Raw genomic sequence first — 20,672 nt, 5'->3', positions numbered from 1 at the left:
ATTATAAAAATATTAACTTGGCTAAACCTTTTATTTATAAAGATTTAACCAAGTTTTTTTCTATTTGGACAAGCAAATTTCTTTCATTTTTGACAAAGTGACTACATGATGTTAACATAGTGTGGTCACTTTTTTCAGAAAGAAAAATGAATTTACATAAAAAAGGAGAATTTGTTTGGTAAAAGTAGAAGTAAAACATTTAACAAAGATATTTGGTAAAAAGACACAAGCCGCTTTAGATATGATGAATGATCACCAGCCGAAAACGGAGATTTTAAAGAAAACCGGTGCGACGGTTGGTGTGTATGACGTGAATTTTGACGTAAAAGAAGGAGAAATCTTCGTGATCATGGGGCTTTCCGGGAGTGGGAAATCCACATTGATCCGTCTATTGAATCGTCTGATCGAGCCAACTTCAGGCAGTATCTATATTGATGGAGAAGATGTATCGAAGTTAAGTAAAGAAGAATTGCGAGAAGTCCGTCGTCATAAAATCAATATGGTTTTCCAAAACTTCGGTCTGTTTCCACACCGAACGATCTTGGAAAATACAGAATACGGGTTAGAAGTCCGTGGTGTACCTAAAGAAGAACGACAAGAAAAAGCAGAAAAAGCATTAGAAAATTCTAGTCTGCTTTCATTTAAAGACCAATATCCTAGTCAGTTATCTGGTGGGATGCAGCAACGGGTCGGCTTAGCCAGAGCTTTAGCGAATGATCCTGAGATCTTGCTGATGGACGAAGCGTTCTCGGCTCTTGATCCGCTGATCCGACGAGAAATGCAAGACGAATTACTGGACCTGCAAGCCAATGTTCAAAAAACGATTATTTTCATTACCCATGATTTGAATGAAGCTTTACGGATTGGGGACAGAATCGCATTAATGAAAGACGGCGAAATCATGCAGATCGGAACAGGTGAAGAAATATTGACCAATCCAGCAAATGATTACGTACGTGAATTTGTGGAAGAAGTCGATCGTTCCAAAGTGCTTACTGCTCAAAACATCATGGTACCTGCATTGACGACGAATATCGAATCTGATGGACCAAATGTCGCATTGACAAGGATGCGTAATGAAGAAGTCAGCATGCTGATGGCTGTTGACCGAAAGAGACACCTGAAAGGGATCATTACTGCAGATCAGGCGTTAGAAGCTAGGAAGCAAAAACGTCCATTAATCGACTTCTTAGATGAAAATGTGACGGTGATCGGAAAAGACATGGTTGTAAGTGATATTTTCAATATTATTTATGATTCACCAACTCCGCTTGCAGTTGTAGAGGATGGAAAATTAAAAGGTGTCGTCATCCGAGGTAGTGTGATTGAAGCATTAGCAGAAACAAGCGAGGTGAGTGAACATGAATAATCTATTAAACTATCAATTACCAGTGGCAAACTGGGTAGAAAATATCACAGAATGGTTTACGACAACTTTTTCTGGCCTATTTTCATTTTTACAATCGATCGGACAGGCAGTGATGTCGGGGATTACAAATTTACTGTTAGTGATCCCAGCGCCTTTGTTTATCTTGTTATTGACGATAGCAGCTTTCTTTATTTCTAAGAAACGTCCAGGACTTACGTTGTTCACATTGATTGGTCTATGGTTTATTTATAACCAAGGTCTATGGAATGACTTGATGAATACTGTCACACTTGTTCTTTTATCTAGTGTGATCTCCATCATCATAGGTGTACCGTTAGGGATCTTGATGGCAAAAAGCAGTAAAGCTCAAAGTATCATCAAGCCGATCCTTGACTTTATGCAGACGATGCCAGGATTCGTTTATTTGATTCCAGCAGTTGCATTTTTCGGTATCGGGATGGTGCCAGGGGTATTTGCCTCAGTCATCTTTGCTTTGCCACCAACCGTTCGTTTTACGAATTTAGGGATTCGACAAGTACCGAAAGAGTTAGTAGAAGCTTCTGATTCATTCGGGAGCACAAGTCGTCAAAAACTATTCAAACTAGAATTGCCTTTAGCTAAAAGTACGATCATGGCAGGGATCAATCAAACAACGATGCTGTCACTTTCAATGGTCGTTATTGCCTCTATGATCGGTGCACCCGGCTTAGGACGGGGAGTATTGTCCGCTTTACAAAGAGCACAAGTCGGGAATGGATTTGTCAACGGGGTTGCATTAGTTATCTTAGCAATCATCATTGACCGTTTTACGCAGCATTTGAATCAGCCAAACAATAAGAAAGTTGCAGGAGCTGCAACACAAAAAAGTAAAAAACGTCAAGGATTGATCATTGGTGCTGTAGTAGTAGTGATCTTAGGCGCGATTGGTATAGGAAGTTTTTCTTCTGCCAAAGAAACAAAACGTATCAACTTGTCTTATGTCGAATGGGATACAGAAGTTGCTTCAACAAATGTAGTCGGTGAAGTGTTGAAACAAATGGGCTATGATGTAACGATGACACCGCTAGATAATTCAATCATGTGGAAATCTGTTTCAAATGGCGAGTCAGATGCTATGGTTTCAGCTTGGCTACCTAAAACTCATGGTTCACAGTATGCACAATATAAAGATCAAGTCGAAGACCTAGGTGCCAATTTGACAGGAGCAAAAGTCGGTTTAGCAGTACCAGCCTACATGGATGTAAATTCAATCGATGAGTTAACCGATCAGGCAGGTAAGAAAATTATAGGAATTGAGCCAGGAGCTGGTGTAGTTACGGCTGCTGAAAACACGATCCAAAAATATGACAACTTGAAAGACTGGAAAGTCGAGACATCTTCTTCAGGAGCAATGACCGTTGCACTAGGACAAGCAATCAAAAAACACGAACCAATTGTAGTTACAGGATGGACACCTCATTGGATGTTTGCCAAATATGATCTGAAATACTTGGAAGATCCTGAAAACGGAATGGGAAGCGAAGAGCAGATCCATACGATGGTTCGAAAAGGATTGAAAGAAGACCAGCCAGAAGCTTATAAAGTATTAGACAATTTCCATTGGTCAGAAAAAGATATGGAAAAAGTCATGTTGGAAATCAACAATGGAAAAGATCCACAGCAAGCAGCAAAAGAATGGATCAAAGAGAACCAAGAATTAGTCGAAAGCTGGAAAAAATAAAAAAGACGGAAACAAAATAAATGGAGCTTCCAAAATTGGATCAAAAATCCAGTTTTGGAAGCTCCATATTCGTCTGTCTCTTTTTTTGCCTATAAAAAAAGAGAATGCGCAGTTCGTCTTCGAAACGTCCGAAGACGCCGACAAACTACCATTCTCGTGGGTTTGGCACCCAATGGGCCGTGAGGGGCTCGAACCCGCGACCCGCTGATTAAGAGTCAGCTGCTCTACCAACTGAGCTAACGGCCCATACAAAAAGTACTTAATAATAGTAGCACTAAGAATTTTAAAATGCAAGACTACATTTAAAGAAAATCAGAAAAATCTTTACTTCCTTATAGGAAATCATTCATAGATTATTCACATTTGCTCGTTATTATATAAGCATACCAACAAACAAAGTTCTTGCAAGAGAACAAACCCTAACACTTTTTTCATTTTTTACTCCTTTCCCGCCGTCTCCCCGGCGGGTCTCCTGTTCTTAACGATAAAAGACAAGAAGGCTTGGCCTTCTTGTTTTTTTGCTTTTATAAAATTCCATTAATTAAATCATCTAGTTCAAATAACTAGATTGAATGTTTATGGTAACTTTGGTATCATGTTAATGAAATGAAAAAAGGAGCGATTACGATGGAAAAAATGCGTCAGCAATTAATGGAGTGGGGAAAAGAACTGGAAACATTCCGTCTGCCTCACTGGGAAGAGCTCCCCGACCTAGAACTTTATATGGATCAAGTCAGAACGTTAGTTGATCGTTATCTTTCACCTGTGATACAAGGAGAAAAGCATCCATTGCTAACCTCCTCTATGGTAAACAACTACGTTAAATTGGGTTTGATACCAGCGCCAGTTAAAAAAAGATACAACAAAGAACATGTAGCATTTTTACTTGCAATCACTACATTGAAACAAGTATTGACTATTCCTGAAATCAAAGAAGGAATATTGTTCCAAGGAAAAACAGTGGGGATTCGTGAAGCTTATAATCTATTCTGTGATGAACAAGAAGCAGCTGTATGGATGGTCAGCCAATTAGCACAAGGCAAATCCCATCCCCAAAAATTCGACCAGGCGACCCCTGTAGAATATATTGCTGTAAGAGCAGCAACTTTATCGTTTGCAATGAAACTTCTTGCGGAAAAAACGATTGTTCTAGAAACCGAATACTTAAAAGAGGAGAAAACAAATGAAAAATGATAAAATCGCGATTTTAGTAGATTCTGGTACGGATGTGCCAGAAGAATTGATAAAAAAATATGAGATGTACATGATTCCTTTGAAAATTATTTATAAAGATCAGGTATATACAGATAAAATAGATATTACACCTGAAGAAATCTATCAACGTTTGCCAGAGGAAATTCCAGGTACATCTTTGCCTGATGGTGAGTCGATCACAGAAATCTTTGAGCAAATCAAAAAAGATGGTTATGAAAAAGTACTTGCGGTAACGATTTCCAGCGGATTGAGCGGGACGTATAACGTGGTTCGTTTGATTGCAGAACAGCAAGAAGAACTAGAAGCGTATGTACTAGATACGAAAAATATCGGTATTGGTGCGGGTTTTTCTGCAATACAAGCAGCGAAATGGCTAGAAGACGGTGTCGAGTGGAATCAGCTGATCAGTAATTTGAATGAATTAGTCGAAAGAACAAAAGTTTTCTTTAATGTTGCGACATTGGAATATCTCCAAAAAGGTGGACGGATTGGTTTGGTTGCTTCTATTTTAGGAACCGCTTTAAAGCTTAACCCGATCATCTCCTGTAATGATGAAGGAATCTATTACACAGTAGGAAAAGCTAGAGGGCGTAAAAAAAGTTTGGATAAGACGGTTGCTTATGTCAAAGAAAAAATCGGCAATGCCAAGGTTTTTAACTTAGCCGTTGCCCACGGTGATGCGAAAGAAGAAGCGATTGAAATGGAAGCGAGGCTCAAAAGAGAGTTTCCGCAAGCAAACCAAATCTACTTTGGTCAAATTTCTCCGGCATTAGTAGTCCATACTGGTCCGGGATTATTAGGTGTCGGTGTACAAGTTTTAGAAGGATAAATCAAAAAAAGGAAGACAATGAGGTGAAAATCAGTGTTTTCCTTTTTTTATTGAAGTTAGAACAAAAAAAGAAAGTATTTTGCACTCCCATGTTAATTTTCTCTTTTGTTTTATAGGCAAAGATGAAACAAAACCAGAAATACGGTATAATGAAAAGGTGTGACAATAATATATAAGAGGTGGCTCTTTATGAAAAAAGTTTTAGTTGTCGATGATGAGAAGCCGATTTCGGATATCGTCAAATTCAATTTAGCCAAAGAAGGCTATGATGTTTATACTGCATATGATGGGGAAGAAGCCTTGGAAAAAGTTGCTGAGGTAGAACCTGATTTGATTTTACTGGATTTGATGCTACCTAAAATGGACGGCTTAGAAGTGGCTCGTGAGGTACGCAAAACGTATGACATGCCAATCATTATGGTAACAGCCAAAGATTCTGAAATTGATAAAGTCCTAGGCTTAGAATTAGGCGCGGATGACTACGTGACTAAGCCATTTTCCAATCGAGAATTAGTGGCAAGGGTCAAAGCGAATCTTCGTCGTGGTGCCACGGCTACGAGGGAACCAGAAGATGCGGCTCCTGCGGAATTGACGATTGGTGATTTGACCATCCATCCAGAAGCTTACATGGTGACGAAACGAGGAGAAACAATCGAGTTGACACATCGTGAATTCGAACTACTCTTTTACTTGGCGAAGCACCTTGGGCAAGTGATGACAAGAGAACATTTATTACAAACGGTTTGGGGCTATGATTATTTTGGAGATGTACGAACAGTGGATGTAACTGTTCGTCGGTTGCGCGAGAAGATCGAAGATAATCCAAGCCATCCAAATTATTTAGTGACACGTCGTGGTGTCGGTTACTATTTGCGTAACCCAGAACAGGAGTAATTGGATGAAAAGAAAAGTCCGCTTTTTTCGATCAGTCAATTTTAAGATCGCTATTACTTTTATTTTGATTTTATTGATCTCGATCGAAATTATTGGCGCCTATTTTATACGTGGATTGGAACGTTCCACGATCAATACATTTATTAAAGATATGAATCAAACGGTGGAATCATTAGCGACGACAATCAGTCCGGAATTAAATCGAAAAGATAACGTAGATGACGAAGAGGTAAATGCGAATATCAAGAGATTCATTGAAAACAGTGCGACTAGCGATATCATCGAAATACGGGTCGTTGACGAAAAAGGGATCATCCGAGGAACAACTGATGTCAATGAACAAAGCGCTGTGGGAAAGAAAAATGATTATGTCGATATCAATGATTTCACAACTAAACGGTATGTTGCTTTAGATAACGACGATAAACGGGTGAATATCAATGTTCAACCGATCCTGTCCCCGACCGGCGATGCCGTTATCGGGGCTCTTTACGTCAAAAGTAATATCGAACAAAAATATTCGGAGATCAATAATACAGCAGTCATTTTCTTTACTGCCTCACTGATTGCTGCGTTTATCTCAATGATCGTCTCCGTTTTAGTTGCTCGTTCGATTACTCAGCCAATCGGTGAAATGAGAGAACAAGCCATTCGAATCGCCAGAGGAGACTACAGCCGGAAAGTCAAAGTGCATGGACAAGATGAACTAGGGCAGTTGGCTGATACCTTCAATCAGTTAGCTGAACGTATCGAAGAAGCTCAAGATACAATGGAAGCTGAACGCAATCGGTTGGATAGCGTGCTGTCTCATATGACAGACGGCGTCATCGCGACAGACCGCAGGGGGAAAGTCATTACGATCAATGATATGGCTGTTTCCTTGCTAGATGTCAAAAATGAGGAAGCAATTGGACAATCGATTTTGACACTTTTGGATATCGAAGAAGAATATACCTTGCGTAAATTGTTAGAAGATCCAAACGAAATGGTACTTGACCGTTCAACCAGTACATTGGAGAGCGATCAGATGATCTTACGAGTAGACTTTTCCATGATCCGTCGCGAATCAGGTTTTATCAGCGGATTAGTAGCTGTCTTGCATGATGTGACAGAACAAGAAAAAACAGAACGGGAACGCCGTGAATTCGTTTCTAATGTTTCCCATGAGCTTCGTACACCACTGACAAGCATGCGCAGTTATATCGAAGCATTGAGCGAAGGTGCATGGAAAGACGAAGAAGTAGCACCAAATTTTTTGAAAGTAACATTGGATGAAACAGATCGGATGATTCGAATGATCAATGATCTTCTGAATCTATCTCGCATGGATACAGGAAATACCCAGCTTCAATTAGAGTATGTCAATTTTAACGAGTTAGTGAATTTTGTTCTTGACCGTTTTGATATGATGGTGGGAAACCAAGAAAAAAATTATAAGATCCGTCGCGAATTCACGCAAAGAGATCTTTGGGTCGAAGTAGATACAGATAAAATCATCCAAGTAGTCGATAATATCATGAATAACGCGATCAAGTATTCACCAGATGGGGGAACGATCACCTGTCGCTTATTAGAAACGCATAATAACGTGATTTTAAGTATTACCGACCAAGGATTGGGGATTCCTAAAAAAGATCTGAACCGAGTGTTCGAACGATTTTATCGAGTAGATAAAGCACGTGCTAGAGCACAAGGTGGGACAGGACTTGGATTAGCTATTTCTAGAGAAGTAATCAAGGCGCACCGAGGCGCGATTTGGGCAGAGAGCAAGGAAGGAAAAGGATCGACTTTTTATATCTCGCTGCCATACGAACCTTATGAGGAGGAATGGTGGGAATGAGAATTTCTGAAAAAGTCGTTCGCGTAGGACTTATTTTGATGGTTGCATTAAGTTTATATTTCTCTTATGCCATCTGGCTGAGTCCAGCAGGGAAAAGTTCGATCAGCGTCGATGAGACAAACACTCAAATGATCGAGTCTCAAAGCAATCGGAAAACTTCTGAAGTTTTTCTTCCGCTTCATGTCACGTGGCACCATTCGGGAACGATCCAAGAAACCAACAGTGAAAATCTCGTGTACCGATTGCAATTGATCATCGATAAAGCAAGATTCGGGAAACTTTCTGAAGTCGTTTCGGGAGATGAATCACAATTCGAACAAGTGAAAAACCTGACATCTGGTTTCGAGTTGGCCTATAATGCGCCTTTTTTGCTAAGAGAATATAAGGAAGCATTTGATTTAGATGTAGACGTCTCGAATTTGGCAAAAGAAAGCGAAAATATGTATTTTACTAGAATACAATTCGATCAAGAAAACAAAAAAATCCGATTTTTGAATTATTCGAACCACCTTGTATATGAAGCGAATATTTCGTTGAATTGGGAGGATATCAACAAAGAATTAACAGCAAACGACACGAAATGGACAGAAATGTCAACAGAACCGTCGACGATCGACACCCAATATGCTACGAAACATTCAATCAAGTTGAAAAAGTACAGCTATATCCTTTCGCAGCAACCCTATACACTTTTTAGAAATGCTTTTTTCCAGAAACCAGATAGCGTGAAGAATAATGATGAAAGCAATGAATTGATTTTTTACGGTGGGAATGAAACGATGTCTATCCATTCGGAAACGCAAGTAGTTGATTTTCGAGGAGAGCTGCCAGAGAAAAAAGAAAATGCTAGTGTATTTTCTGAAAGTTTTCCCTATATTAGCAAATTAGGCAGTTCTTTAGGGAATCTTAGATATTTTGACCGCAGTGACAATACAATCGATTACCGGATCTTCGTGGAAGGCTTCCCGGTTTTTGGGACGGACAGCAGAGGACAGATCGGTGTGGAAGTTGGCGGTGAAACGAACGGTTCGGTGCAAGTGAATATTCAAACCAGTTTGAATACGATTCAAGTACCGATACCTTCAGATGAAGAAGTAGAACTTGCAAGTACGAATGAAATCATCCAGCAGCTGGAAGCTAAGGGAGCAGATAGCAACAAGATTGGTTCAGTAATCGTTGGCTATACATGGCAAAATGTTAAAGAAACGAATCGCGTCGTTGATCTCTTACCTGAATGGTATGTGAAATATGAAGATAACTGGTATTCAGCTAACGACCTTCTGGAAAAATTACCTGGATTGGAGGCGAATTAATTGGATTTTAAAAAAATCGAATGGATATTTTTCGTCGCTTTTTTAGGGTTGAATGTGTTTTTATTCAGCAGTTATCATGATGCGGTATACCAAGAAAACAATGTTATTCGTTCTGATCAGACTGAATCCATCCAACAACGTCTGGCTAGTGACGATATCACTTATATGGGGAAGATTTCTTCTGAGAGCAAGCAAGGCTATTATCTTAGCGCGGAACAGACCAATCTTAGCACTTCATTAGCAAATTATCGCAAGGCTGGTAAAAGCGGATTGTTGGAAAGTGGCGTGTTTTTAGACGGCGATGTTTTGACAAAATCCTTATCCAGCTCAGAATCTGAAAAGAACGTGATTGATCCAGATAAGATCAGCAGTTCTTTGGAAGATTTTTTAGCTAACAAAGACAATATTTTGTTCGGTAATGAGTATGTGTATACGAAAAACTTTTCTCATTTAGAAGAAGAACCACTAGAAATCCAAGCAAGCCAAGAGTATGAAGGTATTCCGTTCAATGATGATACAGCAAAAATCGTTCTTTCTTTAGAAAAAAACGATAACGATTATAGTATCACGAAATACATGCAGACGCATTTATCTGATATCGAGCAGCTGCGTGAAAAGACGGAACTGTATACAGAAGAGGAAGCAATCAATACATTGTACATCAATAACAAAATACCAAGAGGATCAAAAATCTTATGGCGTCAACTAGCTTATTCCTGTATTCTGAAAGTCCGGGAAAAAAATGTGTATGTTCCTGTTTGGCATGTAGCGATCGAAACAAGTGATAAAGTGGTTCAAATCGAGAGCGTCAACGCTTTCAGTAATACGATCGTGACAAACAACACTGTACCAAAAGTGGAAGATCAATAAAAAAGCGAGTATAATGAAAAAAGTTTACAAAGTAAGAAGGGAAGTAGGAGTCAAATGGCTGAAGAAAAACCAGCTTTTAAAATCAGTATCCTAGCAAGTGGAAGTTCGGGTAATTCACTTTATATCGAAAGTGAAAAAAAACGGCTTTTGGTCGATGCAGGACTTAGCGGTAAAAAAATCACTTCCTTGATGGCTCAAATTGATCGGACACCGGACCAATTAGATGGAATACTTGTGACGCATGAACATCGAGACCATATACATGGTGTGGGTGTCTTGGCTCGTAAGTATCATTTGGATGTTTTTGCCAATCAGCAGACTTGGGAAGCGATGGAGCCGCTGATTGGGAATGTACCAGTGGAACAAAAACATCTATTTGAGATGGGAAAAGTAAGAACATTCGGCGATATCGATATTGAGAGTTTCGGCGTCTCCCATGACGCAGCAGCTCCGCAATTTTATCGTTTCCATAAAGAAAACCGTTCATTCGTCATGTTGACGGATACCGGATACTGCAGTGATTACATGCGAGGTGTCATTGAAAATGCCGATGGTTATTTGATGGAAAGTAACCATGATCTTGAGATGTTACGCATGGGACCTTATCCGTGGAATCTAAAACAGCGTATTTTAGGAGATAGAGGGCATCTTTCCAACGAAGATGGTGCACTTGTCATGACTGATGTGATCGGTAATCGGACCAAACGGATCTATCTTGGTCATCTTAGCAAGGAAAACAATATGAAAGAACTTGCTCATTTAACGATGGAAAATGTTTTGAAAGAAAAAGATTTTGGCGTTGGACATGATTTTGAAATCTATGACACAGATCCAGATGAAGCAACTGAGCTATTTTCGATTTAAATAGTTCAGTCAATAAAAAAATAAAAACAGAAGATAAAATCAATCAGTGTTGGTTTTATCTTCTGTTTTTATTTTTCAGAACATTGACAAAACAACCGTGTTATCGGCTGACTACACTGATATGCTGTTTTTCATGTTGTTTATCCAGTATCTCATCTACTAATGCAATCGCGTAATCTGCCATGCTGATCGTACTGTCGCCAGCAGCGTTTCTTTGTAGATAATCATCACTTAATAAATAAGTGCCTGTACGCTTGCCGTGTGGATCAAATAAAGAAGCTGGACTGATATAAGTCCACTGTAGATTTTTAGATTGTTTCAATTTTAGCAATCCTTCGTACATATTGAAAGCTGTTGGATAGAAGGGTGCATTTTTAGGTACTTGGTCAATCATACGAGTCGTCTTTTCTGTATCCAAGAATAACGAAGAGGCACCCCCAACGACGATTAAGCGTGTATCGGTTCCTTCAAGTATCTCAATCAAATGGGACAAAGAAGTTTGATGCATTTCTTCTTTTCCTTTAGGAGCGTTGAAAGCATCAACGACAACATCAAAAGATGCAAGGTCAGTAGCTGTCAACTCAAATAAATCCTTTTGTATAAACGGAACATCTGATGGTAATTTTTCTGGATGACGCACGATTGCCGTCACATCTAACTCTCTGGACAATGCTTCGTCTAAAATAAATGAACCTGCATGACCAGTAGCGCCAATGATTGCGATTTTCATAAAAAACCTCCTTTTTTATTCCTGTCCATTGTAAGCAGTTACTGGATATTCTTCAAAGAATCCGTTTTTTGAAAAGCTTAGTGCGCATTCCTTTCATGGTTCGTGTTCATTAGGTATAGTTAAATTAAGAAAACAGGTTAATCAAATAGAAGATGAAGGAGATAAGAAATGAAAGAGTGGTTAGATCGTGCCTTTTTACCAATGATAACATCTGTTGTGAATCTTAGACCCTTAACTGCTTTGCGTAATGGAATGACTTATACGATCCCGATAATTATAGTTGGTTCGCTGTTTTTCTTATTTGCTCATTTTCCTGTAGATTACATCGCTCAGTGGATAGATAAAACAGGATTTTCTATGTATTTTACACAAGTATACCAGGCTACATTTGACGTGATAGCCTTTTGGATCGTTTTTGCTATTGCGTATGCTTATGCAAAAGAAGAAAACATTGATCGCTTGCCAGTCGGCATGACAGCCTTGTCTGCTTACCTACTACTTATTCAGCCACTTAATGTTCAGGGAGAGATAGATAATATCTGGACAGGCGGTGAAGGGACTAGGAGCAGTTGCAACCGGGCTCCTCATTGGATGGGGCTATGCACGTTTAGCAAGATTTGCGAAAGGGTGGAGGCAAAATGGGAAGATTCCTGAAAATGTTTGGCAGTCTTTTACTTCATTGATTCCAATACTTGCTATAGTCATTTTTACGCTTATAGGTTCAGCTGTTTTTCAACAGTTGTTCGGGATGACTGTTATTCAAGGAATATGGACGTACGTCCAGCTTCCGATCCAATCGTTGATAGACACGTTATTCGGTGTGTTTTTATTAGGTTTTTTTGTCCCGTTTTTATGGCTATTTGGTCTTCATGGATCTGCGATGGTCAATGGGTTGGTTAGTCCGATCTTACAAGCAAACTCATTAGCAAATGCAGAAATCTTAGCCTCTGGAAAAGAATTGACTGTGGCAAATGGCGGGCATATCGTTACTCAGCAATTTCTTGATCAATTCATGACTGTTACCGGAGCAGGTTTGACGTTAGGGGCTGTATTTTTTATGATGTTTTTTGCGAAATCGAGGAAATACCGAGAATTAGGAAAACTTTCTCTTTTACCAGCCTTTTTCAATATCAATGAATCGATTATTTTTTCCACACCGATTGTGATGAACCCGATGATGGCTGTTCCTTTTATTTTCGCGCCGATCCTCTCAGGATTGATTACCTATTCCGCTTTATATTTTGGATTTGTTCCTTTATTTACAGCGGTCCAAGTTCCTTGGACAACACCGCCGATCCTCTCGGGTTTTTTAGTAGGCGGAGTGCCTGCAGCGATTTTACAAGGTATCGTGCTGGCAATTAGTTTTTTTATTTATTTCCCATTTTTGAAAAAAATAGATTCTGCAAACTTCAAAAAGGAAAGACAGACAAAAAATGCTGGAACAGCAGAAAAGATCATCGACTAAAAAGACAAAAATACTCCTGTCGCTTTAGATTGGAAAAATCACCAATCTAGGATGACAGGAGTATTTCTAATCATGTTTATACCAGTCCTTTTTGGACAGCTAATTGAACAAGAACAACTAATGTGTTCATTCCTACGTGTGTGATCATTGATGTCCAGATCCGACCAGTAGCTTTGTACTCTAGGCTGAAGAAGAAACCTAAGAAAAAGTAAATCAGCAAATGACCATCATTATGAGCAAACGCAAACAGCAAAGAGCTGATCACTGCCCCGACCCAAAAATTTGAATACCGGCTGATGATCCCCAGTATGCTGCGGCGGAATACGAACTCTTCCATGATGGGTCCTGCAATAGTTGTCGCCAAAATAAAAGCAGGTGCTTCCATGATCATCTGGATGATATTTTGTGTATTCTCAGAAGGGGTTGCTTCGCCAAACAATACAGATTCCAGCATGACAGCGATGCTTTGCAGAAGCAATGCGACAAAGATCCCAACTAATCCATAAATAACGATCTTTGGAACAGAAGCTTTTTTTACTGCTGATTCGATCGCTAAAGGCTCACGTTGCTTAAAATAAAAAATAGCTAGGACAACCGCGCCCAATATATACATGACTGCAGTTGCTGTGATCAACTCAGACGTAGATTTTACAAGTCCTATCGAAGCGAGGATCAAGGGTGAGATAAAAATTAAACCATAGCAAAAAATGCTGAGGAAACTATATTTTTTTAAAGACATGTAATTCCTCCTTTTAAGGGATAACAAGCATGCAAGGCAAGCTTTTATCGATTGATTTCAATTATATCATAATTTCAATAAGCAACTGTCAGAATAAAATTTCTTTTCTTTGATTTAAAAGCTTGCAAAAAAGAGGGAGAATGAGTATTATTAAAAATGTAGGTTAGCACTCGAAGGTTAAGAGTGCTAACGAATTAAAAAAAGAGTTATCGGAGGGATTTATCGTGTTAAAACCATTAGGTGATCGCGTCATTATCGAAGTCGCAAAAGAAGAAGAAAAAACTGTCGGAGGAATCGTTTTAGCTTCTGCAGCTAAAGAGAAACCCCAAACTGGGACAGTTGTTGCAGTCGGTGAGGGCCGTTTGTTGGAAAACGGTGAAAAAGTTCCTGCCGCTGTGAAAGCAGGCGACCAAGTTATGTTCGAAAAATACGCCGGTACAGAAGTAAAATACGAAGGAAAAGAATATCTGATCGTCGCAGGAAAAGATATCATGGCGATTGTTGAGTAAATTTTGAAGATAGAAAAAATAATCAAAAATAATCGATGAGGTGAATCAATCATGGCAAAAGAATTGAAATTTGCAGAAGACGCACGCGCAGCTATGTTACGCGGGGTAGATAAATTAGCAGATACAGTGAAAGTAACATTAGGACCTAAAGGCCGAAATGTCGTACTAGAAAAATCTTATGGCTCTCCATTGATCACAAATGATGGTGTGACGATCGCAAAAGAAATCGAGTTAGAAGATCATTTTGAAAACATGGGTGCAAAACTTGTATCAGAAGTAGCATCAAAAACAAATGATATTGCCGGTGACGGAACAACGACAGCAACTGTTTTGACACAAGCAATCGTTCGCGAAGGTTTAAAAAACGTAACTGCAGGTGCTAATCCTCTAGGCATTCGCCGCGGGATCGAATTGGCAACAAAAGCCGCAGTGGAAGAGTTGCATAATATCTCAACTGTTGTCGATTCAAAAGAAGCCATTGCACAAGTAGCAGCTGTTTCTTCAGGTTCTGATAAAGTTGGACATTTGATTGCTGATGCAATGGAAAAAGTTGGAAACGACGGTGTCATCACAATTGAAGAATCAAAAGGAATCGAAACAGAACTAGATGTTGTAGAAGGTATGCAATTTGATCGTGGTTACTTATCACAATATATGGTAACAGATAACGACAAAATGGAAGCTGTTCTAGAAAACCCATATATCTTGATTACAGACAAAAAAATCTCTAACATCCAAGACATTCTGCCATTGTTAGAACAAATCTTGCAACAATCACGTCCATTATTGATCATTGCTGACGATGTAGATGGCGAAGCATTACCAACGCTTGTTTTGAACAAGATCCGCGGAACATTCAATGTAGTAGCTGTAAAAGCTCCTGGCTTCGGTGATCGTCGTAAAGCAATGCTTGAAGATATCGCTATTTTGACAGGTGGTACAGTAATTACTGACGATCTAGGTCTAGAATTAAAAGATGCAACAATCGAAAACTTAGGAAATGCGTCTAAAGTCGTTGTAGATAAAGACAATACAACGATCGTAGAAGGTTCAGGAGAAAAAGAAGCCATCGAAGCGCGTGTGCAATTAATCAAAAACCAAATTGCTGAAACAACTTCTGATTTTGACCGCGAAAAATTACAAGAACGCTTAGCTAAATTAGCAGGCGGTGTAGCTGTTGTTAAAGTCGGTGCAGCTACTGAAACAGAATTGAAAGAATTGAAATTACGCATTGAAGATGCATTGAATGCTACACGTGCCGCAGTAGAAGAAGGAATGGTCTCAGGTGGTGGTACAGCTCTAGTGAACGTTATCAGCAAAGTTTCTGCTGTAGAAGCAGAAGGAGACGTGGCAACAGGTATCAAGATTGTTGTTCGTGCCTTAGAAGAACCAATTCGTCAAATCGCTGAAAACGCTGGTTATGAAGGATCAGTGATTGTTGATAAATTGAAGAACGTAGAACTAGGTACTGGTTTCAACGCTGCTACTGGAGAATGGGTAAACATGGTTGAAGCAGGTATCGTAGACCCAACTAAAGTAACACGTTCTGCCTTGCAAAATGCCGCTTCCGTTTCTGCCTTGTTATTAACAACAGAAGCAGTCGTTGCAGATAAACCAGAACCAGCAGCACCAGCAGCTCCTGCAATGGATCCATCAATGATGGGCGGTATGATGTAAGAAAAGCACCTTGCTTATCTAGCGTAGCCCATTATTTGAGAAAGATAGATAAAAAAGTAGAAAAGGAAGCGAAATACTTCCTTTTCTACTTTTTTTGTATACTTATTCATAATAAACGTTATTTAAAGGGTATCATTTGCTTTTGCGAGTAGTTGGAAACTATACTATTTATAAAGGATTATGCATATTTTTTGAATTTGCATAGTTATTTATTTTATCTGATAAAAACAGATAGCCAGATAGGAATAACTATGCTATATTTATAATATCATTATAATGTATGCGTATTCAAAACGGAGCTTCGGTAACAATAAAAACAGGAGGAGAAAAAATGAATGGATTAATGAGTTGGATGGAGAAGTATATTTTGCCAGTTGCAACGAAAATCGGGTCGGAGAAACACTTGGTTGCATTGAGGGATGCTTTTATTGGTACAATGCCAGCTACGATGGCAGGAGCAATTGCTGTTTTACTGAACGCATTTATGCGGGATTTTCCGAATACGTATCTAGGTGAAGGGAATGCAATCACGACATTTTTTACCCCAGTCATTGGCGTAAATGGATTGATCTGGAATGGTACTTTAGCTATTATGGCAGTGGTCTTTGCCTTATCACTAGGAGCGAATCTAGCGAAAGCCTATGAGGTCGATCCTGTCTCAGGAAGTATTGTTTCTCTGGTTGCTTTTATTATTGGCTTACCCGATGCAGCAACAGCGGTGTTGACATTGCCCGAGAAGCTTTCGCAAGACGCAGCAGATTTGATTACTTCTGCAGGTGGTGTGATTGCTGGAACGCCAGACGGAGGACAAACGTTATCAGTAGGCGCATGGGGCTATTTTAATTTTGGTAAATATATGGGTGGGTCTGGTTTGTTCACTGCTATGATCTTTGGATTTATTTCTGTCATTATTTTTGCGATTCTGATCAAGAAAAAGATCATCATACGGATGCCGGATTCTGTGCCACCTGCTGTAGCAAGAGCTTTTGCGGCAATTATTCCTGCATTAGTTTCTTTATACGTCGTTGGAGTGATTAATTATATCTTTAGACAAACAGCTGGCGAGCCGCTGATTGACTGGATTTCTGAAGCCATCCAATCTCCTTTGATGAACTTGTCACAAGGTTACGGAGCGGTCTTTATCATTGTTCTTCTTGTGCATGTTCTTTGGTTTTTTGGTCTTCACGGCACAAATATCATGTCACCTGTTTTGCAGACCTTATATGGTACCGCGATGGTCGAAAACACGAATGCCTTTCAAAATAATGAACCCATTCCTTTCAAATGGGTGGCAGGTTCTTTTGAAGCTTTTGTCTGGCCGGGGGGAGCTGGAGTCACGCTGGTGTTGATCGTTATGATTTTATTTTTATCTAAACGGGCAGATTATAAAACGGTAGGAAAGTTGGGGCTTGCACCAGGAATCTTCAATATCAATGAACCAGTGATGTTTGGTCTTCCTGTTGTGTTGAATCCGCTGTTGATGATTCCGTTCATCTTGGCACCTCTTGCGACTGCAACGATCGCCTATTTTGCCACGATGGCTGGGCTTGTTCGTCCGGTTGTAGTAAATGTGATCTGGGTCATGCCAACGATCATCAGTGGATTTTTAGCTACTGCGGGAGATTGGCGAGCCATCGTTTTAACAACCATTAATTTAATAGTAGCTGCTTTGATCTGGGCGCCATTTATTTTAGCAGCAAACCGCTTAGATCCAAATTTAGGTGAACCAGAGGAATAGAACTTTTCTATTGCAAAACAAACTCCTTGATATGAGACGCGTTTCATACACTATACTCAAAGTATCAAAAGGAGGGCTTGCAATGAATACCTATGTAGAGATAACAGATGGCACAACGAACAATTATTTTTATGCGTTTGTCGAGTTTAAGGGTTCCATATTAACGTTGTACAGTTTTCAAGGGCTGAATAAGAATATAGTAAAAGAAATACCGATGAATGAAATCGAAACGTTGACAAAAGATATATATTGGGGTGGCCAGCGGATCAGTTTTTCTCATGATGGAAAAATGTATCAGTTTTTTGAATGCGGTCCAGCTGTGGTAGACTATTTACAAGAAAATCTTTTTGTATAGGTGGCGAAGCAGCAGTGGCAAATATTCGAGATATCGCAAAGCTCACAGGTTATTCAGTTTCTACTATTTCACGTGTGATCAATGGACATCCATATGTAGATGAGGAAAAAAGGAAAGAAATACTTGCGGTCATGAAAGAAGTCGATTATATCCCTAATGCAAAAGCCAGACAGTTGAGTTATGGAAAAACGAAAAGTATCGGAGTAATATTGCCTTATACCAACCATCCGTACTTTGATCAGCTGATCAGTGGGATCATTGAAGAGGCGTTTGACTATGATTACAAAGTGACGCTTTTACCGACGGGTTATCAGAAAGAAAAAGAGCGAAGCTATCTTGAAGAATTTGCAGCTAAAGCGTTCGATGGTTTGATCATCACATCTCGTGCCAATACACTAGAAGATTTGCTGGATTATCAAAAATATGGTCCTCTAGTTTTTTGTGAAGAAATCAAGGAAAAACAGGCAAGTTGCGTCTTTATTGATCGAGAACAATCGATTACAGAAGGTCTTTCTTATTTGAAGCAGCAAGGGGTAAAACGATTGGGCATCACATTGGGGCGAAGTGGCAGGCTGAGTTATAATTCAAAGATCACTTTGCAACTATGTCGTCGACTTTTTCCATTTTTTGATGAGTCACTTGTTTTTTGGGATTGCATAGATGCAGAGAAAGGAAAACAAGCAGGTATCTTTTTTAAAGATCATAGAGTTGATGGGGTCTTTACAAATTCGGATATGGTCGCAGCAGGCATCTTGCAAAGCTATCTGCAAGATAAGACACCAGTGGTGATTGGACGCGATAATTTGCTGATCAGCGAGCTTCTTGGCTTTCCAACGATCGATCACCATCTGGAAGCTTGCGGAGAAATGGCTTTTCAATTGTTTCTTACAGAAAAAAAGGATAAAGTGAAAATACCTTATACGTTTATTCAGCGCTGAATTTTGGCAAAACACTTGTAAAAAATGAATCAGACACCAAATGTTAGTATAAAAAATCTAACTTTGGTGTCTGATGTTTTGTTGTTCGGTCGTTTTTGTCGGATCATGTAAACTATTATGCCTTTTTTTGGATGATTTCATTTAATGCTTTCGCTGCACCTTGACCACTTCGTTCGTCATAATATGCAGTGAATCGTTCATCGGCTTCGTACATCATCCCTAATCCTTTATGCGCTTCTGGCTGATATTCAGACCAGCTGTAAGATAACCACTTCTTATGAGCTTGAAAGATGCGATCTGCTAAGTTTTCATCTGCAGAGGCTTGTAAATAAAGAGTGAGATCAGCTAACATCTGCTTTTCAACAGTTTGCATTTCTTCATACGTTTCTTTATCCATATTCATCCATTTTTCGTTGGATGCTGTAACCTTTTCTTCCCCGTATTTTTGTCGAATCTCTTGTCCATAAGTTTCTTCATTTTCTTTCAATTTTTGTTGTTTGAACCCTTCAAATTTTTCTTTATCACTCATTTTTCTTCCTCCTTCGTACCTATCAAGTGTTTGTTGGACAGTTGCCAAGAGGATGTCGATTTGTGCCCGTTTTTCTAGAAGCATCTGCTGATGTTCGATTAAAGCTTTCTGGTGGTCAAAATGCGGATTATCTAAGATTTCTTGAATATCCTCCAACTTGAATGCCAACGTTCGATAAAATAAGATATGTTGCAGACGATCGACTTCTTTTTTGCCATAAATCCGATAGCCTGAGGAATTGATCCTAGCTGGCTTTAGCAGTCCAATCTCATCATAAAAGCGCAAGGTTCTCGGACTGACTCCCGATATCTCTGACATTTTCTTTATCGTGTATTCCATTATTTTTCCTCCTGACAAATGTAAGCATAATCCTTTACGTAACGAGAAGGTCAAGAAAAAAGTGTATTTTTTTCTCATGAAATTATGTTATACTATTAAGTGATAAAAGGTAAATCCTTTTGTTTTTAAGGTTCAATTGTAACCGATTCCTTCATGTTGGGAACAACGGGGAATATATATGGGATTGAATCTAAATCGACTATATAGAAAAGAGGAATGAGATGAAGCTAATCGAAACACCTGTGAATAGTAATTTAAATATTAAGACATTTTATCCTAAAGTAGTAGAATTCTTTTTTGGGAATACGGCCATTAATTATTACAAATTATTTTCGTTAGATCGGACACAGTTGCTGCTAGTGGACACATATGACAAAAAGCAAGTTGTGATGATCAATACGAAGAAAAAAATCACAAGGCAAGAAATCGACTATGCGATTCATCACGTTTTAAAAATGACACGGGAAGATGTCAAAGTCCATATAGGAGTGAAACAGGAGCTGGAACGTGCCGGAATACAATTCAAACGTCCAAATAAAGATATTGTAGTTGTCGAACAAAAAAATACGATGGCTTGATGTCCTAACGACTAAACATTATGCTAAACCGCTCCATATTTATGATGTATACAGCAAAAAGAGGTTGTGAAAAAGCTGTTCTGCATCACGTAATAAGAACAGCCAAACAAAAATAGTTCGTCATATTTTTTGTTTGGTTGGGCTTATTACCGCAGATGCAA

Annotated in this window: 18 protein-coding genes, 1 tRNA gene and 1 pseudogene; 16 read left to right on the top strand and 4 right to left on the bottom strand. The window is 39.2% G+C overall.

Going from position 1 to position 20,672, the window contains the following annotated elements:
• The first annotated feature begins 175 nt into the window (after nucleotides 1–175).
• Nucleotides 176–1,369, top strand: a complete 1,194-nt coding sequence (locus tag HMPREF2988_RS05235; RefSeq protein ID WP_002287805.1) for a quaternary amine ABC transporter ATP-binding protein — start codon at nucleotides 176–178, stop codon at nucleotides 1,367–1,369.
• On the top strand, nucleotides 1,362–3,089 hold the full coding sequence (locus HMPREF2988_RS05230) for an ABC transporter permease/substrate binding protein (protein ID WP_070770132.1): 1,728 nt from the start codon (nucleotides 1,362–1,364) through the stop codon (nucleotides 3,087–3,089). Before HMPREF2988_RS05235 ends, HMPREF2988_RS05230 begins: the two co-directional genes overlap by 8 nt.
• A 173-nt stretch (nucleotides 3,090–3,262) precedes the next feature.
• On the opposite strand, the gene HMPREF2988_RS05225 is transcribed toward HMPREF2988_RS05230, so the two are convergent.
• Nucleotides 3,263–3,335: transfer RNA gene (locus tag HMPREF2988_RS05225), tRNA-Lys, on the bottom strand.
• 381 nt (nucleotides 3,336–3,716) lie between these two features.
• Here HMPREF2988_RS05225 and HMPREF2988_RS05220 point away from each other — a divergent pair.
• The 7 genes from HMPREF2988_RS05220 (at nucleotide 3,717) to HMPREF2988_RS05190 (ending at nucleotide 10,914) form a co-directional block, all read left to right on the top strand.
• A complete protein-coding gene (locus HMPREF2988_RS05220) occupies nucleotides 3,717–4,283 on the top strand; it encodes a DUF1836 domain-containing protein (RefSeq protein ID WP_002290590.1) in 567 nt (188 codons plus the stop codon).
• Nucleotides 4,273–5,133, top strand: a complete 861-nt coding sequence (locus HMPREF2988_RS05215; RefSeq protein ID WP_002374830.1) for a DegV family protein — start codon at nucleotides 4,273–4,275, stop codon at nucleotides 5,131–5,133. Before HMPREF2988_RS05220 ends, HMPREF2988_RS05215 begins: the two co-directional genes overlap by 11 nt.
• A gap of 189 nt (nucleotides 5,134–5,322) precedes the next feature.
• Nucleotides 5,323–6,027 carry a response regulator YycF gene (yycF, locus tag HMPREF2988_RS05210; protein WP_002290592.1) on the top strand — a complete coding sequence of 235 codons (705 nt, stop codon included), beginning with the start codon at nucleotides 5,323–5,325 and terminating at the stop codon, nucleotides 6,025–6,027.
• Nucleotides 6,028–6,031: 4 nt separating this feature from the next.
• Nucleotides 6,032–7,867, top strand: a complete 1,836-nt coding sequence (gene walK, locus HMPREF2988_RS05205; protein WP_002290593.1) for a cell wall metabolism sensor histidine kinase WalK — start codon at nucleotides 6,032–6,034, stop codon at nucleotides 7,865–7,867.
• Nucleotides 7,864–9,180: a YycH family regulatory protein gene (locus HMPREF2988_RS05200; RefSeq protein WP_002328930.1), complete on the top strand. Its 1,317-nt coding sequence runs from the start codon at nucleotides 7,864–7,866 to the stop codon at nucleotides 9,178–9,180. Before walK ends, HMPREF2988_RS05200 begins: the two co-directional genes overlap by 4 nt.
• Nucleotides 9,181–10,050 carry a two-component system regulatory protein YycI gene (locus HMPREF2988_RS05195; protein WP_070770131.1) on the top strand — a complete coding sequence of 290 codons (870 nt, stop codon included), beginning with the start codon at nucleotides 9,181–9,183 and terminating at the stop codon, nucleotides 10,048–10,050.
• 54 nt (nucleotides 10,051–10,104) lie between these two features.
• Nucleotides 10,105–10,914 carry an MBL fold metallo-hydrolase gene (locus HMPREF2988_RS05190; protein WP_002288854.1) on the top strand — a complete coding sequence of 270 codons (810 nt, stop codon included), beginning with the start codon at nucleotides 10,105–10,107 and terminating at the stop codon, nucleotides 10,912–10,914.
• Nucleotides 10,915–11,014: 100 nt separating this feature from the next.
• Here the strand turns inward: HMPREF2988_RS05190 and HMPREF2988_RS05185 are convergent, their stop codons facing one another.
• Nucleotides 11,015–11,644 (bottom strand): NAD(P)-dependent oxidoreductase, encoded by a 630-nt coding sequence (locus HMPREF2988_RS05185; RefSeq protein WP_070770130.1) that lies wholly within the window; start codon nucleotides 11,642–11,644, stop codon nucleotides 11,015–11,017.
• A gap of 168 nt (nucleotides 11,645–11,812) precedes the next feature.
• Between HMPREF2988_RS05185 and HMPREF2988_RS05180 the strand changes: the two are divergent.
• Nucleotides 11,813–13,109: pseudogene (locus HMPREF2988_RS05180) on the top strand (PTS sugar transporter subunit IIC).
• Between the two features lie 76 nt (nucleotides 13,110–13,185).
• Here HMPREF2988_RS05180 and HMPREF2988_RS05175 read toward each other — a convergent pair.
• A complete protein-coding gene (locus HMPREF2988_RS05175; RefSeq protein ID WP_002290604.1) occupies nucleotides 13,186–13,848 on the bottom strand; it encodes a CPBP family intramembrane glutamic endopeptidase in 663 nt (220 codons plus the stop codon).
• A 224-nt stretch (nucleotides 13,849–14,072) separates the two neighbouring features.
• Here HMPREF2988_RS05175 and groES point away from each other — a divergent pair, with 224 nt between their 5' ends.
• The 5 genes from groES (at nucleotide 14,073) to HMPREF2988_RS05150 (ending at nucleotide 19,065) form a co-directional block, all read left to right on the top strand.
• Nucleotides 14,073–14,357, top strand: a complete 285-nt coding sequence (gene groES, locus HMPREF2988_RS05170) for a co-chaperone GroES (protein ID WP_002288862.1) — start codon at nucleotides 14,073–14,075, stop codon at nucleotides 14,355–14,357.
• 51 nt (nucleotides 14,358–14,408) lie between these two features.
• The gene (gene groL, locus HMPREF2988_RS05165; protein ID WP_002290607.1) at nucleotides 14,409–16,034 is read left to right on the top strand and encodes a chaperonin GroEL; all 1,626 of its coding nucleotides are present in this window, start codon (nucleotides 14,409–14,411) and stop codon (nucleotides 16,032–16,034) included.
• Nucleotides 16,035–16,365: 331 nt separating this feature from the next.
• Nucleotides 16,366–17,772, top strand: a complete 1,407-nt coding sequence (locus HMPREF2988_RS05160) for a PTS sugar transporter subunit IIC (protein ID WP_002341168.1) — start codon at nucleotides 16,366–16,368, stop codon at nucleotides 17,770–17,772.
• Between the two features lie 82 nt (nucleotides 17,773–17,854).
• On the top strand, nucleotides 17,855–18,127 hold the full coding sequence (locus HMPREF2988_RS05155) for a hypothetical protein (protein ID WP_002293626.1): 273 nt from the start codon (nucleotides 17,855–17,857) through the stop codon (nucleotides 18,125–18,127).
• A 14-nt stretch (nucleotides 18,128–18,141) separates the two neighbouring features.
• The gene (locus tag HMPREF2988_RS05150; RefSeq protein ID WP_002293627.1) at nucleotides 18,142–19,065 is read left to right on the top strand and encodes a LacI family DNA-binding transcriptional regulator; all 924 of its coding nucleotides are present in this window, start codon (nucleotides 18,142–18,144) and stop codon (nucleotides 19,063–19,065) included.
• Between the two features lie 115 nt (nucleotides 19,066–19,180).
• On the opposite strand, the gene HMPREF2988_RS05145 is transcribed toward HMPREF2988_RS05150, so the two are convergent.
• Nucleotides 19,181–19,933: a MerR family transcriptional regulator gene (locus tag HMPREF2988_RS05145; RefSeq protein ID WP_070770129.1), complete on the bottom strand. Its 753-nt coding sequence runs from the start codon at nucleotides 19,931–19,933 to the stop codon at nucleotides 19,181–19,183.
• Between the two features lie 221 nt (nucleotides 19,934–20,154).
• Between HMPREF2988_RS05145 and HMPREF2988_RS05140 the strand changes: the two genes are divergently transcribed.
• Nucleotides 20,155–20,511: a DUF1827 family protein gene (locus HMPREF2988_RS05140; protein ID WP_070770128.1), complete on the top strand. Its 357-nt coding sequence runs from the start codon at nucleotides 20,155–20,157 to the stop codon at nucleotides 20,509–20,511.
• Nucleotides 20,512–20,672: the final 161 nt, after the last annotated feature.

The sequence above is a fragment of the Enterococcus sp. HMSC061C05 genome (assembly GCF_001814765.1).
GTDB classification, from domain to species: domain Bacteria; phylum Bacillota; class Bacilli; order Lactobacillales; family Enterococcaceae; genus Enterococcus_B; species Enterococcus_B lactis.
The sequence above is the reverse complement of the archived record's forward strand: the minus strand, read 5'-3'. Positions and strand labels throughout refer to the sequence as shown.